A 16773-nucleotide genomic window follows, 5' to 3' on the forward strand; every position below is an offset into this window, starting at 1 on the left:
CTTATGATAAGCAGTGTGTTGGCCCGTTTCGGGAAAAAAGTTGAAACCTCGCAAGATGAGTCTTACTACACCGCGGGCCAGCTGGCGTTGATTAAAGCTCGCTTTACGCGCAAGGCCAGTGGAGTGATTGCTGGCTGGGTACTGGTATCCATTATCCTGATGGGTTTCTTTGCGCCGTTTTTTTCTCCGATAGATCCTACTATCCGTGGCGCCGATGCTGAATATCGACGAGGGGCGCCTCAGGCTTTTTTCTTTTGGGATGAACAGGGTGCTTCCTTACGGCCATTTACCTATACCTACACGAAAGACAAACCCAAAATTAACCTCAGAGCGTTGCTTGGCAGTGGTGGGCTTGATGCACTGGATGCCTTTACTTCCAGCGGTGCGTTGAGCGCTTCGGCACAAAACAAATATAACGTGGATAGGGGGCAGCGTCGTTATGTGCAGTTTTTCGTTAAAGGGTGGGAATACAGTCTGATTGATTTCAGTATGGCAGGTTTGGATCTGGATCTTCGCTGGGATCGGCATTTGTTTGGTGTTGAGCAGGGAGATATTCATCTGATGGGTACGGACGAAGACGGCAAAGATGTATTCAGCCGTACCCTGCATGCCGTGTGGGTTACGGTCAGTATTGCCATCGTTGCTCTGATTGTAAAATTGTTTTCGTCTTTGCTGGTCGGTGGTGTCAGCGGTTATTTCGGTGGGCGTGTTGATGCGGTATTAATGAGCTTCACTGAAGCGGTACGCGTGATCCCGTCGATTCCTGTCTATCTGGCCTGTGCCGTCGCCTTATCGAGCATGGATCTTACCGCTGTGCAGCGCTACTTTGCGATTGCCGTGGTGATTGGCGCACTGGACTTCGCTACCTTGGGACGGCGCTTACGCACGCATATTCTAACCGAGCGTAATCAGGACTATGTGCTAGCGGCGCAGCTTTGCGGTTCCAGTGGCTGGCGTATCATCTGGCGTCACCTAATACCTAGTTTTACCAGTTATATCATTGTCGATACCCTGATCAATTTTCCTTACGTCATTCTGGCGGAAACCAGCCTTAGTTTTCTGGGATTAGGTTTGACTGAGCCGGTCAATAGCCTGGGCGTATTACTGCAAAAAGCTCAGGATCCGGACATCCAGCAAAATATGATCTGGCAGTTCTTTCCGGTACTGGTTTTTGTCATATTAATTATGGCTTTTGTTTTTGTCGGTGACGCGCTGCGTGATGCTGCAGACCCTTATTCGGAGAAGAAATAAATGATGATTAATAAAAGCATGCACAGTAACTTGCTTGAGATTCGGGATCTGAGCATCGACTTTAATACCGATGAGGGCTTAGTTCACGCCGTTGACAACATCAGCTTTAATATACGTCCTGGTGAGGTGATGGGGCTGGTGGGGGAAAGTGGTTCTGGTAAGTCGATTACCGCAAAAAGCATTATGCAATTATTGCCGGGTAACGCCATTATTCAACCTCAGAGCCAGTTGCGGATTCGGCACGACAATCACGACATCGATATTCTTAAATTGCGTGGCCGGGATTTGCGTAAAGTGCGCGGTGATTTGGTTTCGATGATCTTTCAGGAGCCGATGGCGAGTTTCGCTCCGGCGATTCGTATTGGTGATCAGATCGTTGAAACCATGCAGATTCATCTGGGTTATAGCCGTGAACAGGCTCGCCGGGCGGGTATCGAATTATTTGAACGCGTAGGCATTGTCGACCCTGCCCAACGCTTTGACCAGTACGTATTTGAACTGTCGGGTGGTATGCGACAACGCGCCATGATCGCTATGGCGTTATCAACAAAGCCCAAACTCTTAATTGCTGACGAGCCTACCACGGCGTTAGATGTAACGATTCAGGCGCAAGTACTGGAGTTGATGTTAGAACTGCGTGAGCAGATGGGCATGGCCATGCTATTCATTACGCATGATCTGGGCGTTATCTCTAAGATTGCCGATAACGTGACAGTGATGCGTAAAGGCGTAGTGGTCGAGGCGGGTAATGCCGACCAGGTGTTGTTTAGACCTCAGCATCATTACACCCAACGTTTGTTGGCAGCGTTACCTAATCTGGATAACTTACCTGAAGCGCCAAAGGAAAAACCACAGCCGCTGCTGAGTATTCATGATCTGTCCGTAAGCTACTCATTAGCAGGAAGTAGCCGTAAACAAGCAATGTTTACGGCGGTAAAAAATATCTCGCTGGATCTTCCTGAAGGGCAAATTATTGGTTTGGTCGGTGAAAGTGGATCAGGTAAAACGTCATTAGGTAAAGCGCTCTTAGGTGCAGCGCCTATCAGTGGGGGCAGCGTTGAATATCACGGCACCAAAAAGAAAGTGCACTTTGGGGCCAATAAGCGTCTTAAGCGCAAGCGTTTATCCAAAACGGCACAGATGGTGTTCCAGGATCCTCATAGCTCGCTGAATCCACGCATGACGATTAGGGATATTATTGCAGAACCCTTAGAAGCGATGAAATTAACCTCCAGCAGAGAAGAAACCGACCAGCGGGTGATAGAAGTAGCAAAACGCTGTCATATTGAAGTTGAGCATTTGCGGCGTTTTCCGCATGCTTTTTCGGGTGGGCAGCGGCAGCGTATTAGCATTGCCCGAGCATTGGTGTGTAACCCTAAATTTATTGTTGCCGATGAGTCGGTTGCGGCATTAGATGTGTCAATCCAGGCTGAAATTCTGGGTTTATTAAAAGAGCTGCGTGCCGAGTTTGGGCTGACTATTTTGTTTATCTCACATGATCTGAGCGTTATTGCGAACCTATGTGATTGGGTTTGTGTGATGAAAGACGGATCGATGGTTGAGCAAGGGACTGTTCGGCAGATATTCCTTAAGCCTCAGCAGCCGTATACTCAGAAGCTAATCGCCTCTATTCCGCTTTTAGAACCGCCACAGGCGCGGCTTGAACGCTTGCCTGGCTATACAGGGGACATGGCGCTGCTAAAGGAGCCTTCTGCAAAGGCCAATAACGAAGCATTGCGTTGTTAAGGCACTCTGATGGACTATTCATTAGCAGAGGTGCGTGCTTTTAATGCGGCGATTCAATGTGGTAATTTCACGCGGGCGGCGCAACAGCTGTCCGTTAGCCAGCCGGCTATTACCGCTCAGATTCGCAAGTTAGAATCTCGCTTTGAAACACCGCTATTGGAACGTTTTAGCCGAGGCTTAAAGCCAACAGAACTGGGCAAACGTCTTTATCAAATCACGTGTCAGTACAGTGATCTACAAGGGGCAATAGAGGCACTCGCCAATCCTCAAACGCCACCCGGTAAAATGACCTTACGTGTGGCTACGGCTTCGCCGTTGGTGTTTATGCCGTTAATCGCACAGTTTAATCAACGCTTTCCTGATGTGACCTTGAAAATAACATCAGTAACAACACTGCACTGTAAAAAAATGCTACTTAACCGGGAGGTAGATATTGGTCTTTTTCCTTCGGGTGAATTGGAACCAGGGTTTTCCAGATTAGCTTATTCCTCCCATCGTCTTATGGCTATTCTCAAGGCTGGCCATCCTTATGCGACACAAAAGAACCTGAGTGTTTTACAATTAAGAGATGAGCCGCTGATTTTCTATAAGCCAGAAGCCTGTACTCAACAGCTGCTGAATGATCTGTTTCGGCGCGCTAATATGAAAGCCAACGCTAATGTTACGGTCGATGGGCGTCTTGATATGTGTGAAGCAGTCGCATATGGATTAGGCATCGGTTTTGCGTTAGCGCAGGATGTTCGCCCGGATGAGCGCCTGCGTACAGTAACGGTTACTGAGGCTTCTGAAAATGTGCTGGAGCATGTTGTTTGGCAGAAAAACCGTAGCGCTTTGCCTGGTGTCAGAGATTTTATCCAATTGACATTGGAGCAGCGAAGCGAAACAGCATTGAGTTAAATATTGAAGTAAATGCATTCAGTTAAGCGGTAAGCAGCCCCGCTTTTTCAGGAGGGCTGTTTTGTTGAGCGAGTAGCTATTTTTAGTCAGCTCTTCAGGCCATTCTCTTGAAAAACGTCGCTGTGAGCTGTTGGTGTTGCTATATGAAATTTTGGGTTATCAAATTCACGATGTTTCATATCATAATAGGCCTGATAAAAATCACCGTCACTTTCTGCGTTAAAGGTAAAGAACATGGCTCTGCGCGTCATGTTTGAGTTGTTCTTTTCGGAGTGATGGGGCGCGTACGAGTCGAATAAAACTACATCACCCTTTTTAGCAGTCACAGGTGTCCAGCGAATCTGGTCGCTTATCGCCTGACATATATTGCCATGCGTACGCCCACCTTCGTCACTATCAAGTACCGGACGATTACCGCTCAGGGTGCTGACTCGTTTGGTGTTTAAGTCCTTGAGGTCTTCCAGGTAATTCTCAGGAAAAAAAAGACAACCATTTTCGATGGTCGCATCATCCAGAAAAATGGCTGCGGTGATATGGTAAGCAGGCTTAAACTGGTCATACGCAATGATGTCCTGATGGGGTGCGAATGCGCCACCCCCCGGATTTTTTGCGTTGCATTTATCTTTGAATAAAACAAATTTCTGCTGAGTAAGTTGTTCTATCAGGATTTGCAGCTTAGGGATGATTTTAGTGCGAACGGCTTCGCTGTAACCACTGAGGTATTCATAGCGACATACTTTGTTTGCGTTATCAATTTCAGGAACAACAATTAGTTCGTGGATGTTTTTGTTGTAAAATTCTGTGAGTGTTTCTCCGTTTTCAGCAATGGTTTTAAGTAACTGTTCGGAGTGTGCATATAGCTCATCGCTGGCATTTTCTAAGGTTTCAATATCATCACTATTAAGTGCTTGTTGTAGGGCGATATAACCTTTTTGTGTAAATGATTGTGCATCGTTTAACATGATGGATCCTGAGTATTAGGCGGGGATAGTTACTTTTAAAATAGCGGCTTCAAGATACGGCAGGTAATGCCTGATACCGTTTTTACTCAGTTCCTGCACTTTACCTTCATCGTCCCAGCGGCGAAGTTTAATGGCTGCTTGAGCGAAAGGGTCTTGCAAGAAAGACTGTTGCTCTGAAGCTGACATCAAGCCACCCTGATTATGTAGTGAATCGACTGAAGCGGCAGACAACCCCGCTAAATACCCCTCTTCAACCGCGCAAAGATAGCGCTTTGCCTGCGCATGTAAGCGGATAGGCTCAGTGACCTCTTTGGAGAAATAAGGCGCTAAAAACTCAGCGCCGATGAGGTCATGTTTATAGTTTCCAAACGCAATATCCGTCGCAGCCATCAAGTGACCGATGTCATGCAAAAGGGCTGAAACCACCAATTCAGAAGGTTCTCCCGCTATGATTGCCAGTTGTGCGCACTGCACTGCATGTTCGATTTGGTTAATATCTTCGCCGTAGGTTTGACTACCCTGGGCATCAAATAAAGAGACTATTTGTTGAATAAATGGGTGCATAATTATCGTCATATAGAGTGAATGGTGTGGGTGAATCGATCGGCTATAAAGGCTCTCACCAAACATCAATAATGCAGTAATTATGTGACAAAACTATTAAGAAAAGATGAATATGATATGGCTGATGCTAAGGAATATGTGATTAGGTGCAGAGGGTATCGATGGCACTAATTATCGTGATCATTCATTCTGTTTTAGCACGTTTAATGCCTTGTTTTTGAGCACTTGCACGAAGATAGGCAGGACTAAACATTTAAGGCTTCCCGCTGGGGGAGTTCGTATGTACGACCTTTAAGAGGGCGAAAGCTGTGAATAGTTGTGAAGAGCGAATAACTGTTAGCTTATGTGAAATCTCCATGAGGCTGCATGCCCGTGTATTTTATTATTAGTTGAGATCTGATTACCGCGAGAGCACGTATAAGGTACATGGAAAAAGACACACTATATTACGACGATGCATGCCCGATTTGCAGTGCTGAAATGGCTAAGCTGGCGACGCATCATGATGATGGTTTAGCACTGTTGCCCATTACGTCGCTGCCAATAGAAAACCAGGCGGCGTTGCGTTCTGAGTTACATTTAAAAACCGAAGATGGCCTGTGGCTGAAAGGTTTAGAAGCCAATGTGCGCGCTTGGCAGCATACGCGTTACAGTAAAGCAGCGCGCTTGTTGCTGCATCCGGCGTTTCGCTGGTTAGCGGAACTGGGCTACAGAACCTGGCTTGTTTGGTATCAATGGGCGCGTAAACGGAGAGACGTTAATGGTTGATCGGTCATTACAACGAACGCTCCCTGACACAGTGCTATTTCTGGGCTATGCGGGTTTAATCCCTTTTGTCGCCTTGCCATTTTTGCAGTATTTTGGCCTTGTGGAAATGACGCAGTTACAACCGACTATTAATGCATACGCCTTTGGCATAATCAGCTTTATCTGCGGTACCTGGTGGCGAGCAGATATGGCAACGGTTGCTCAGACCCCAGCGTTAATACTCAGTAATTGTGTTTTTTTAATCGGCTTTTTTGCTTTTGTGTTATTGCCGAACGTCTGGCCGCTCATTGCTGCAGTTTTATTGTTAATACTCTTTACGATCGAACATTACACGTCTTTGATCGGCCGTTTTAGTATGAGCTATAAATTTATGCGGGGTACGTTGTCGGTGCTGGCCAGTATCGCGATGCTGTGCTCTTATATATTTTATGCGTCATAAAAGCTCGGATCGTGGATTCAATGTTCAACGTAACACATTATCCTTAATTCAAAGATGCAGGCCTAACGTTATGAGAATTATTGAGAAATCATCAATATTTCAAACAGTTGAATCCAGAAGCAGAAGGCTTAGCGATGGCAGAATTGAGTGAAGGCCTGGTGATAATCTCTGTGAGGATTGAAAATATCGAAGATACTTTTATTCGCGCACGAAACATCATTACTAACGAAGGGTAAAAAAATGAAACAAACTATTATTGATCTAAAACGTAGAAATCTTCTGAAGCAAAGCCTTTTTGGTTTAACCGCTCTTGCAGCGGGTACAATCATTGCAACTAGCGCTTACGCTGACGAGCTACCTGAATTAACCGAAGATGATCCAATGGCAATTGGTTTAGGCTACAAAAAAGATACCACAACTGTAGATGCCGCAAAACAACCAAGGCACACAGCTGATCAACAGTGTTCTAATTGTGCTTTATATATGAGTAAGTCAGAGACAGCAGGAACCTGTGCTATCTTTGCAGGAAAGCACGTTAGCGCGACAGGCTGGTGTTCAGCGTATGCTAAAAAAGCTTAAGTTTATCAAATGACGCGTAATCCTCCTCCTTAAATCGGGGGGGATTTTAGGGACAGTTTACTTCATCCCGTCTACTTTTAGGCCCCGGTTTTCCATTACGTAAAATACACTTTGTCTGTCACTCAAACTTGTTCAAAAAACATCTTTACCGCCATACATTACCGTACGAGTTTACTTGAATGAGTACAACAGATCAGGGTAAATTAAAACGGCCCATCAATGCTGTCAGGGTATTTCAATCGATGAGAGCAGCCGACACCAGGATTAAAGGTTTTGAAATGATGTAGATATTCTGAAAGGTAAATTAAATATACTGGCAGTGTGGCCGAGGATTGATAGGAGGAATTTCTAATCATCCATTGCCTGTTACATTTCAAGAGAAAACAGTCATCAATGGCTCAATTTTACCTACCAAGCTATTTGCAACAGAGCCCAAGGGTAATCTAAACGCTATGGCAACGAATTATGGCGTTAATATCGCTTAGTTGGAGATACACATGTTTGATTCATTATTACCGTTCGTAACTATTATTTTTTCATGCTATTTGCTGAAATATGCGTGTGATACATTTGAACAGGCCGCTGGCTATTTAGGTCGTAACTTTCCTCCAGGGGTTAAAGGTGCAACTGTAAATGCAATTGGTTCGAGTATGCCCGAAATGTTTGTTGTTATAGCTTGTTTGTTTTGGTTTAACGACCCATCTCTCGTGATGGTCGCGTTGGGTGTAACGGCAGGTTCGGCGATATTTAATGGCTGTGTGATACCTGCTTTATCTATCATTATGGCAAAAGATGAGGGTGGTAAAGCTGTAGAGTCTATTGAACTTAATAAAAATGTGTTGTTACGTGATGTTTTTTGGGTGTTAACTGCAGAAATAGCGTTAATTGTTTTCCTTGGTTTCGATAGCTTTACAATCTGGATGGCGGTCGTATTAAACGCTATTTATTGCTTGTATGCATTACACCTGTATTTTGATGCTAAAAGTCATATAAGTGATGAAGAAGAATACGAGTATGAAGAAATTGAAGATAAAGGTATTCTTGCCAATGTTCTTTGCTTTAACTTTAATGCCTTATTTTTCTCAAATCGTACATTCACATTAACCAGTGCACTGGTTGTTTTATCGCTAGCCATTGTTGTTATTTCCGGGGCATCTCATATTCTTGTTGTGGGCGTCCTGGGTAGCGCAGCAGTATTAGGGGTCCCTCAATTTTTCGCTGGTTTAGTTTTTGGCGCTGCCGCGTCTTCTGTGCCTGACTTAATGTTATCCGTTAAAGATGCTCAGAAAGGCGAATATGAAGATGCCGTTGCTAATCCATTAGCGTCCAATACCTTTGATACGACTGTCGCATTTGCTTTGCCATTGTTAGCTTGGTTTATAATTAACGGGGTGAATTCGTTACCCCTTGTGCAAGATGCAAATTTAACAATACTGCGGTGGTCTATTGTTGGAATAACCGTTGCAGTGGCTGCCAGTTTGTTATTTAACTATAAAAAAGTAACGAAGAAAGTCGCTTATTTTTTACTTGCTATGTTTGCTATCTGGGCGGTAAGTATGTTGTACGTTATTCAATAAATATAAAATTATCTCGATTATATTCATGGACTTAGAGATTAAGTCCATGAATAAAGCTGAATTATGGAGTTTCGGTTTAGAAAAATCCTCAGTACTCCCTTCTGAGTATATGTCATTGGAGCAGCCTTGCGAATGCGCGCTTTACAGAGGGCTCCATTAGTCCATACGTTGTATTTTTAGAAAAGGTTATTTTTTTCTACACTGAGTAACCACTGATAAAGTACTTCGATGGGCAGTGGTTTCGCGATATAAAAACCCTGAGCAAAATCGCAGTTCATTTCACTTAGCATATCTAATAATTCTTTAGTTTCGATACCTTCCGCAACCACCTTCAGATCTAGCGAATGCGCTAAATCGATCATCGCCTTTATTACTTTATTTCTGTTTACATTCATACTTAGCAAAAAGCTTTTATCGATTTTCAATTCGTTTACCGACAACTCGGTTAAGTACGAAAACGATGAATAACCCGTACCAAAATCGTCTATCGACACCGTAAAACCTTTGCCGGTCAGCTGATGTAATATATTGATCGCCTGCTCAGGTTTCGCCATCGCTGTGGTTTCGGTAATTTCCAGGTTAATACGGCTGGGCGATACATCGGACGTCATACATATTTTTTCTAGCAAATCCGGCATCTCCGGCTGATTAAATACGCGGCCCGAAATGTTGACCGATACCGACATAGAGCTGTCTAGTAGCTGATATTGTTTACACTGTTTACAGGTAGTTTTCAGCACCCATTGGGTCAATTCAGAGATGTTGCCATTGCGCTCGGCAATGGGAATAAACTCCACTGGGGAAAGCAAGCCAAAAGTTGGGTGTTGCCAACGAATCAATGCTTCTAGTTTGGTAACGCGTTTAGTCTTATATTCCAATATGGGTTGGTAAACTAAATAAAACTGACCCTCTTCGATGGCTGGTTTGATGTCCTGGCTTATCTTTACCTGCCTTCTCAGTATTGAGTCTTCCTCGCTGTTGTAATTGGCATAATTGATGCCGGATTGTTTAGCCTGATACATCGCCATGTCTGCATTTTTAATCAAAGCCTCGGCACTCTCGCCGTGTTCCGGGTAGATAGCCGTACCTATATTAGCGTTTGTAAAGATACGGGTACTGCCATCGTTCTCAAAAATAAATGGCTCGTACAAAGAACTATGAAGGTGTTCAGCAATTACCTCGCTGTCGCTAGCATTTGCAATCGGAAGTAACGCAAAAAACTCATCGCCACCAACACGTGCCAGCGTGTCGGCAGTGCGAAGAACTTTCGACATTCGCCCGGCTACGCCAGCAAGAATCTGATCACCGATTTGGTGCCCATACGTATCGTTGACCGTTTTGAAATTTTCAAGGTCGATACAGGCGACAATGAATCGTGTTTTATTGCGCGCCGCGGTCTTAAGCATCTGATCCAGACGATCGTTGAATAAGGTTCGATTCGGCAGTGATGTCAACGTATCGTGCAAAACTAAATGTTGTAAATCGGCGTTGGCTTCAGTCAGCGATTCCGTACGTTCTGCCACGCTTTTTTCCAGCGTCTGTTTTTGTGACTCGATGATGTCAATTTTTTCCAGGATAGCGACTCGCATTTGATTGAAATTGTCCGCCAATAAATAAAGTTCATCCTTGTGTTTTGCATCGATTATTGTATCGAACTCTTTTGAACTGCCGAGTGTTCCCCGTTTGTCTGGGTTAAGAGCACTAGCAGCCTTTGCCAGCGCTTTCAGTGGTCGGCCGATCACTCTATTGGCAAAAAACAGGAAGAACAGCCACAAAGCGAGCGTTTTTATCACTGAGTTGATGATAATCAATATGAAGCTATATTTAACACGCTCAATTATGGTGTTTTCGCTGGCATATATAAGACCATAACCGAGCAAGGTGGCCGGGCTATCCTTGTCTTCCTGGTACTCTATTGGGAACCGGTATTCGAACAGCGTTTGCTTTGTAGTGGTATTAGGCTGAATCAGTGTCGTTTCTACCATACCGTTATGTGCCAGGTGTTTAGTTGAAACGATCTGACTCTCCTTTGTCAGCACTGCGCCTGTGGATGCAATGGTTTCTTGCTGTTGATTCACAATTTTTATGCCCGATACCATATCTATTTTCTGCATTCCAAACAGAGTGGCTTTAAGTTGGGGCGTATCAAATGACCACAGTGAAGTCACGATGCTATCTTTGAAGGTGACTTCCAGGCCATATAATTGGGTAAATAAATTGGATTTAACGTGACGATACTCAAAGACCAGTTGTATCCCAGTGACTGCCACTGCAACAACCAGGTAACAAGCAAAGACATAGCGTAGTAAGCGTAAGCCAATTGAGTTTCTCAGTTTAATCATTAGGTGATTCGAGGCCGTATTTAGCTAATATTTTCGCTCGTGTGCCATCAATGATTAACTCATCAAGCGCTTTACGCATTGGCTCCAGGATGCGGGCATCGGTAGTGTTGTGGAAGGCGTAACCCATGTTAGATTGTTTTAATACATAAATTATTTCGAAGTCATTTGGATTAATATTCGCCTTCTCAAACAGGCTTAATGTTGTCACAAATGAATAGGCGATAGCATCAACCCGGCCGGAAGCCAATTTTTTCACCATGCTCAAGCCGGAGTTAAGCGGGTCGATTGCCTCAGGGTTGACGCCTTGCCCAACGAGCATTTTTTCAGCAGCATCATCTCTTACCACGCTAATCTTTAACTGGTTCAAATCCTCTACCGATTCGATCTTTAACTGTCTGGATTTGAGCGCTGTGACCGTAAAAAAATTCGCTACCACCGGCCCCAGAAATTTCATGTTCTTCAGTCTTTCTTGCGTGTATGTAGTTGAAAACAAAACGGTTTCTGGATCATTCATAACCTTATGATAACCCCGCGCCCAGGGATAAAGCTTAAGGTTTATGCTGTCTCTTTTTATCCCTAATTTGGCAAATATCTGCATTAACACGTCGACCGAAGCACCGGTTATTTCTCCCGTATCAGGATCGCGGTAATTAAAGGGTGAAAGTTCTTCGGTAATCCAGTTTAAATTCTGGATGGCTTCTATCACTTGTAAGGGGTCATTCAAGTCTTGCTCAGCCGCCGCTGGATTACTCACTAAGAGGGCGAGCAGAAACACCTGGAAAAACCAGGATCTCGACATTTTTCGGTGAGGTTGCGCATAAGAACTGGTACCTGACACGGGCCAGTCTGTTTTTTTGCGTTGTAACATTCGATACACCTTAAAAATACGAAGGTAGCAATAATTATAGCAGTAAGTTTGAGACTTGCATGAGATTAGGCAGGATTCTTTAGGTGAGATCTCGGTGATTAAATGGATTTCGTATATACCCCATCTGACGGGGTTGGAAGCCTAACGGTAAAAAAGTTGCGCTAGGACGTGGGTATCGCTTTTAGTCCAATGATTCGTTAAAGACTAGTGATGATATCGATACGGGTTTGCCGACGCCATATCCTTGCAGATAGTTGATACCAATATCCTGGCAAGCGCTAACTAATGCGTCGTTTTCTACATGCTCAGCAATTGTCTCAATATTCATCACTTTGCCAACTTGATGAATGGCTTGCACCATAGCCAGGTCGATCGGATCATCCACCATATCGCGTACAAATGAACCATCGATTTTAAGGTAGTCGACCGGAAAACTTTTTAAATAGGCAAATGACGAAAGGCCACTACCGAAATCGTCAAGAGCGAAACTACACCCTAGTTCTTTTAGGTTGCTGATGAGTGACAGAGCCTGCGACATGTTGGCAATTGCCGTCGTCTCGGTTATTTCAAAGCAAACCTGATGTCCCTGCACAAGGCCGTCTTCAAAATGATCAGCCACAAACTGAGAAAATTCTTTGTCCCCTAAACTGGCGCCTGATAGATTGATCGCGACTTTGGGTGCTTGCGCTGCGTGGGTTTTTAGCCAGCTAAAGGTTTGCTGTATAACCCATCGATCAATGTTCGACATGATTCCATATCGCTCCGCTGGCGGGATAAATTCATTCGGATAAATTATTTTATTATTGTCCGAGATGAGGCGAATTAAAATTTCGTAATGGTGTACTTTTAAAGACTTAACACACACGATGGGCTGTACATGTAGCTCGAACTGATTCTTATCAATGGCGTCGGTAATCCGGTTTACCCATGCTAATTCGGCTTCTTTGACAGCGCCTTCCTCTGCCTGAAAAACATGGATACGGTTTCTGCCCGCGGCTTTGGCTTCGTAACAAGCCATATCAGCATGATGGATGTAGTTGGTAACCGAGTCGTCTTCACGAATGGAGACGAAGCCAATGGATACGCCAATACGAAATGATTTTTCTTGCCAGATGAAGCGAAAACTGTCTACGGTTTTTCTTAATTGCTCAGCGATTTGAAGCCCTTTTTCTATGGAGCAATCGTGTAGTAAAACACCAAATTCATCCCCGCCTAAGCGAGCCAATATGTCGCTTTTTCGAATCTGTGATTCAAGCGATGACGTCAATTGTCTTAGTAGATTGTCACCGGCAGCATGTCCACACGTATCATTTACTACCTTGAATTGATCTAAATCCATAAACAGGATGATATGGGAGACCGTTTCGTTTTCATTGGCTGGAATTGCTAGTTGCAGTCGGCGTTCAAATTCACGTCGATTGGGCAGGCGGGTTAGTGGGTCATGGCTGGCGTTCCAATTGAGCTCCTGGGTTAATTGTCTAGCGCTGGTAACGTCATTAAACACGAGTATTGCACCGAGTATGTCTCCACCGGCACCAATGATAGGTGCCGCCGAAGTTTCTATCGCCGTTTCGTTTCCTGATCGGCTGATTAATACGCAGTGATCACTGAGATGACGTACGGCACCAGAGGTAACGGCTCTTTCGACTGGGTCGGACACTACCTCACGGGTTGTTTCATGCAATACATTGAAGACTGTAGAAACCGACTGTCCAACCGCCTCCCTGTTTGTCCAGCCAGTTAAGGCTTCAGCCACTGGATTAATAAACTCAACCAGACAGGATTCGTCAGAGACAATGACGCCGTCAATGATAGAGTTCAGTGTGATATGTAACTTTTCTTTTTCGGTGGTTAATTTTTGATATGAGTCCCTTGTATTTACCTGTAATTGATTAAAGGCCGAGGAGAGCAGGTCGAGTTCATCAGGAGGTGAGCCTGGTTTCTTATGACGATTAAATATGAGTTGAGTATTGATAGATTGAGGTCGGAATTTTTGAAAACTCTCGAGTAATCGATATAAATGTCGGGTGATCAGATAGTGGAAAAATAAGATAATAAATCCAGCTACCAGGAATGTCTTCAGAGCGTTGGTGATCAATATTACTAGTATCTTATCGAGCAATTGATCGTAGACCTCATCAAGGTCTGCCAATACTCGAAGCGTACCGATATTTTGCATTCTGTCCTGGTACTTGTGTTCCAATAGGAAGCTGCGTTCGATGACGCTCGTTTTCTTCGGGCTACCCGCTTTCCAGCGAACATCGTCCCCGACAATTATTTCAACACATTCTATGCCCTTTAGTTTCACCAGGCTATCGAGTTGCGTTTGAATTTGTTCATGGTCGATTACCCACACGCTGTTAACGATAGTAGGCAAGCTGCTAACTTCAATTTGATGCAGATGTTCGTTGATCGCCTCAACGGACTGGCGGTAGTCGAAATACAATTGAATTGAGGTTGTTAAAAGTGACAGCAATGTACTAAACAACACGACACCGACAATCAGGCGTTTTGCAATGAGATTATCTTTACGGAATAGTTGTCTCATATAGCCATCACACTATCACCACTTCGAAGGATATTTGTGGTGATTGGCTGCTAAGGCAGGAAACGTGTGTGGCCAGCTTAAGCCACAAATGCTTACTCAATATTGCGATACTTGATCTGAATTTGATCATATATTCCGTTCATCTTGATTATTTTCAGGCCATCTCTGAATGCTGTTACCAAATTTGTATCAGAACCAAGGCTAAAGGCCATATAAACTTGATCTGATAACTCGTCGAGTCGGAAAACCCGCTCGAACAAAGAGGCATCTAGGCCTTCATCTTGTAATATTTGCGCAAACGACGCTTCATCGTATGCGATTAAATCAATACGATTGTTCGCGAGTAAACGGATATTCAGGACATTGCTCGAGACAGTCTTCAGTGACGGAAATTTATGTCTTTGCAGGTAAGTTAGTCTCACATCGTCCAATGCTACACCAATCTGGTACTTTTTAGCCTGGTTAATAGAATTGACTTGAATCGACGTGTTTGCCTTAAGCTTATAGAGCGATGTTTTATAGGGTGCGATGGCGCCTACCCAGTGAAATAATGCCTCGCGTTCAGGAATGCGAGCGATCGAATAAATCAGGATATTTTTCTCAGCCTGAGCGATTTCGTAGGCGCGTGCCCAAGGGTAGAATTCGATCGGGGCCTGCAAATTGATCTGCTTCAACACCGCCAGAACGACTTCGCTACAGAACCCTCTTGCTTCATCGTCTACCTGAAAGCCACAAGGCGCGAGCTCTTCAGTTACAATTCTTAGCGACTCGGCCTTCAACGGACTCGCTATTAGCAGCAAGAGGAGTAATCCGATTCTGATTTTCATAATAACCGACATACCTCATTAGTGGCGATTTAACGTCTAAAGAGCATAGCAGAGAGTAGGAAAAACGTAGGACTAATTAGGAGTTCTGGGGATAGAACCTTAAAGCGAGAGGTGTTACAGCAGGAAAATATGAGAGCAATCAAAGAATCCCCTCACTAGTACCGTAGGCTGGAGGGGTATGTCAATAATTATGCTGCTTGAGAATCTACTGTGTGAGCGGATGATTGATTCATCGTAATAAACCGAACCAGGCTGCCTACAGCGAGTTGCAGTGCCTGAAAAGTGGCCTGATCAATCATAATGTCGCCGTTCTCGGTCAGTCGGGCTGGTGCTAAAGCAACGCGATAGTTATCCAAATTTTCATTACTGATCAGATACATTGGCGATGCCGCAGGCAGACTGTCTATTACCTGAAAGTTGCTGCTACAGCTGTCTTTTACACTACGAATTTCTTTTATATTGGCTTGTACCGAAGGGCCGCCATCAAACAGGTCAACATAACCTGTGAACTGAAATCCTTCCTTTTTCAGCATATGTAATGCGGGTGCTGAAAAGTCATGTGGTTTTCCAATCACTTCCTGCGCTTCTTTGGGTAGCAGGTCGATATAGATAGGGTATTTGGGCATCAGATCAGAAATGAACTGCGAGCCTTTGATGGCTGCTGTATTGACTGCATCCTGAAACTCAATCCCAAAGAATGGTTTGCCGAGGTTTTCCCATAGCGGTGAACGCCCATTCTCGTCTTGCCATCCACGTAGTTCTGCAATCACCTGTTCACCAAACCTTTCAGGGAAATCAGCCATCGTTAGAAAACGGGCACGGGAGAGAAACTGACCAACACCGGGCTTGCGATATTCAGGTAACAGGTAAATTGACCCGACTTCTGTCGAACCGGTGTAATCATTAACGATGTTGAGCACTTGGGTTTTGCGAATAATATTAAGGTCAGTGCTGCTGCTGACGAGTGTTGAGATCTTGTAAGAGTAAAAAGGACGACTAAGCCCCACTCCGGTATAGATAGCGGTAGTGCCAGCAAGATGTCCTGTGGCGGTATCTTCCAGCACCATAAAATAGGTATTGCTCTGGGCTACAGGACAGGCAGCGTTAAATGCTTGCGCCGATGCGCTGATCTTCTCCATCCATGCGGCTTCATCTGCGGGCATGGATGTCATCCCTTTACCAACGGCATGAGAGATGTTCATCAGATCATCCAGATCGCTTTTTTTGCAGGGACGAATAATCAGCATGTTAGGCTCGCTTAGTTATTATTAGCTGATATTTTACCCGCAGATTAACAAAATGAGCTGCTTAAATAGTGTGTTAAGTAGCAATAAAATACGGAAATTATAATTTATGCCGAATATTATTTGGTTGTGTTCTGAAAGGTATTCGCTTATTTTTTTCC

15 protein-coding genes are annotated in these 16773 nt (G+C 44.4%); 8 read left to right on the plus strand and 7 right to left on the minus strand.

The window, feature by feature from the left end:
- The first annotated feature begins 3 nt into the window (after window positions 1–3).
- Genes Nant_RS20350 through Nant_RS20360 form a run of 3 tightly spaced genes read left to right on the plus strand, consistent with a single transcriptional unit; the run spans window position 4 to window position 3894 of the window.
- Window positions 4–1251 carry an ABC transporter permease gene (locus tag Nant_RS20350; protein WP_054343524.1) on the plus strand — a complete coding sequence of 416 codons (1248 nt, stop codon included), beginning with the start codon at window positions 4–6 and terminating at the stop codon, window positions 1249–1251.
- Entirely contained in the window at window positions 1252–2997 is a 1746-nt protein-coding gene (locus tag Nant_RS20355) for a dipeptide ABC transporter ATP-binding protein (RefSeq protein WP_202905055.1), read from the plus strand. It abuts the gene before it with no gap.
- Between the two features lie 9 nt (window positions 2998–3006).
- A complete protein-coding gene (locus Nant_RS20360) occupies window positions 3007–3894 on the plus strand; it encodes a LysR family transcriptional regulator (RefSeq protein WP_054343525.1) in 888 nt (295 codons plus the stop codon).
- An 86-nt stretch (window positions 3895–3980) separates the two neighbouring features.
- Here Nant_RS20360 and Nant_RS20365 read toward each other — a convergent pair whose 3' ends face one another.
- Both Nant_RS20365 and Nant_RS20370 read right to left on the minus strand, forming a co-directional pair.
- The gene (locus tag Nant_RS20365) at window positions 3981–4856 is read right to left on the minus strand and encodes a phytanoyl-CoA dioxygenase family protein (RefSeq protein ID WP_054343526.1); all 876 of its coding nucleotides are present in this window, start codon (window positions 4854–4856) and stop codon (window positions 3981–3983) included.
- Between the two features lie 15 nt (window positions 4857–4871).
- Window positions 4872–5420: an HD domain-containing protein gene (locus Nant_RS20370; protein ID WP_054343527.1), complete on the minus strand. Its 549-nt coding sequence runs from the start codon at window positions 5418–5420 to the stop codon at window positions 4872–4874.
- A gap of 426 nt (window positions 5421–5846) precedes the next feature.
- On the opposite strand from Nant_RS20370, the gene Nant_RS20375 reads away from it, so the two are divergent.
- From Nant_RS20375 to Nant_RS20390, 5 genes are all read left to right on the plus strand, one after another.
- Complete coding sequence (locus Nant_RS20375) at window positions 5847–6188, plus strand: thiol-disulfide oxidoreductase DCC family protein (RefSeq protein ID WP_054343528.1); 342 nt, start codon at window positions 5847–5849, stop codon at window positions 6186–6188.
- Window positions 6181–6627 (plus strand): DUF3429 domain-containing protein, encoded by a 447-nt coding sequence (locus Nant_RS20380; RefSeq protein ID WP_054343529.1) that lies wholly within the window; start codon window positions 6181–6183, stop codon window positions 6625–6627. The genes Nant_RS20375 and Nant_RS20380 overlap by 8 nt, the downstream gene beginning before the upstream one ends.
- Window positions 6628–6707: 80 nt before the next feature.
- On the plus strand, window positions 6708–6863 hold the full coding sequence (locus Nant_RS21410; protein ID WP_156298845.1) for a hypothetical protein: 156 nt from the start codon (window positions 6708–6710) through the stop codon (window positions 6861–6863).
- Between the two features lie 4 nt (window positions 6864–6867).
- Window positions 6868–7206: a high-potential iron-sulfur protein gene (locus tag Nant_RS20385; protein ID WP_076496103.1), complete on the plus strand. Its 339-nt coding sequence runs from the start codon at window positions 6868–6870 to the stop codon at window positions 7204–7206.
- Between the two features lie 497 nt (window positions 7207–7703).
- A complete protein-coding gene (locus Nant_RS20390) occupies window positions 7704–8783 on the plus strand; it encodes a sodium:calcium antiporter (RefSeq protein WP_202905056.1) in 1080 nt (359 codons plus the stop codon).
- Window positions 8784–8959: 176 nt separating this feature from the next.
- Here the strand turns inward: Nant_RS20390 and Nant_RS20395 are convergent, their stop codons facing one another.
- The 5 genes from Nant_RS20395 to Nant_RS20415 form a co-directional block, all read right to left on the minus strand.
- Window positions 8960–11125: a putative bifunctional diguanylate cyclase/phosphodiesterase gene (locus Nant_RS20395; RefSeq protein ID WP_054343530.1), complete on the minus strand. Its 2166-nt coding sequence runs from the start codon at window positions 11123–11125 to the stop codon at window positions 8960–8962.
- On the minus strand, window positions 11118–11993 hold the full coding sequence (locus tag Nant_RS20400) for a substrate-binding periplasmic protein (RefSeq protein ID WP_054343531.1): 876 nt from the start codon (window positions 11991–11993) through the stop codon (window positions 11118–11120). Before Nant_RS20400 ends, Nant_RS20395 begins: the two co-directional genes overlap by 8 nt.
- A 181-nt stretch (window positions 11994–12174) precedes the next feature.
- Window positions 12175–14541, minus strand: coding sequence for an EAL domain-containing protein (locus Nant_RS20405; protein WP_054343532.1), 2367 nt, complete (start codon window positions 14539–14541; stop codon window positions 12175–12177).
- A 92-nt stretch (window positions 14542–14633) separates the two neighbouring features.
- On the minus strand, window positions 14634–15368 hold the full coding sequence (locus Nant_RS20410) for a substrate-binding periplasmic protein (RefSeq protein ID WP_162224962.1): 735 nt from the start codon (window positions 15366–15368) through the stop codon (window positions 14634–14636).
- A 188-nt stretch (window positions 15369–15556) separates the two neighbouring features.
- Window positions 15557–16615 (minus strand): arginine N-succinyltransferase, encoded by a 1059-nt coding sequence (locus Nant_RS20415; RefSeq protein ID WP_054343534.1) that lies wholly within the window; start codon window positions 16613–16615, stop codon window positions 15557–15559.
- Window positions 16616–16773 lie beyond the last annotated feature (158 nt).

This window comes from Neptunomonas antarctica, from assembly GCF_001305295.1.
GTDB classification, from domain to species: domain Bacteria; phylum Pseudomonadota; class Gammaproteobacteria; order Pseudomonadales; family Balneatricaceae; genus Neptunomonas; species Neptunomonas antarctica.

Excerpts from the sequence above, each read along its gene's own strand:
- Nant_RS20350 (WP_054343524.1), top strand. The coding sequence starts at position 4 with ATGATAAGCAGTGTGTTGGCCCGTTTCGGGAAAAAAGTTGAAACCTCG.
- Nant_RS20355 (WP_202905055.1), top strand. The coding sequence starts at position 1,252 with ATGATGATTAATAAAAGCATGCACAGTAACTTGCTTGAGATTCGGGAT.
- Nant_RS20360 (WP_054343525.1), top strand. The coding sequence starts at position 3,007 with ATGGACTATTCATTAGCAGAGGTGCGTGCTTTTAATGCGGCGATTCAA.
- Nant_RS20365 (WP_054343526.1), bottom strand. The coding sequence starts at position 4,856 with ATGTTAAACGATGCACAATCATTTACACAAAAAGGTTATATCGCCCTA.
- Nant_RS20370 (WP_054343527.1), bottom strand. The coding sequence starts at position 5,420 with ATGCACCCATTTATTCAACAAATAGTCTCTTTATTTGATGCCCAGGGT.
- Nant_RS20375 (WP_054343528.1), top strand. The coding sequence starts at position 5,847 with ATGGAAAAAGACACACTATATTACGACGATGCATGCCCGATTTGCAGT.
- Nant_RS20380 (WP_054343529.1), top strand. The coding sequence starts at position 6,181 with ATGGTTGATCGGTCATTACAACGAACGCTCCCTGACACAGTGCTATTT.
- Nant_RS20385 (WP_076496103.1), top strand. The coding sequence starts at position 6,868 with ATGAAACAAACTATTATTGATCTAAAACGTAGAAATCTTCTGAAGCAA.
- Nant_RS20390 (WP_202905056.1), top strand. The coding sequence starts at position 7,704 with ATGTTTGATTCATTATTACCGTTCGTAACTATTATTTTTTCATGCTAT.
- Nant_RS20395 (WP_054343530.1), bottom strand. The coding sequence starts at position 11,125 with ATGATTAAACTGAGAAACTCAATTGGCTTACGCTTACTACGCTATGTC.
- Nant_RS20400 (WP_054343531.1), bottom strand. The coding sequence starts at position 11,993 with ATGTTACAACGCAAAAAAACAGACTGGCCCGTGTCAGGTACCAGTTCT.
- Nant_RS20405 (WP_054343532.1), bottom strand. The coding sequence starts at position 14,541 with ATGAGACAACTATTCCGTAAAGATAATCTCATTGCAAAACGCCTGATT.
- Nant_RS20410 (WP_162224962.1), bottom strand. The coding sequence starts at position 15,368 with ATGAAAATCAGAATCGGATTACTCCTCTTGCTGCTAATAGCGAGTCCG.
- Nant_RS20415 (WP_054343534.1), bottom strand. The coding sequence starts at position 16,615 with ATGCTGATTATTCGTCCCTGCAAAAAAAGCGATCTGGATGATCTGATG.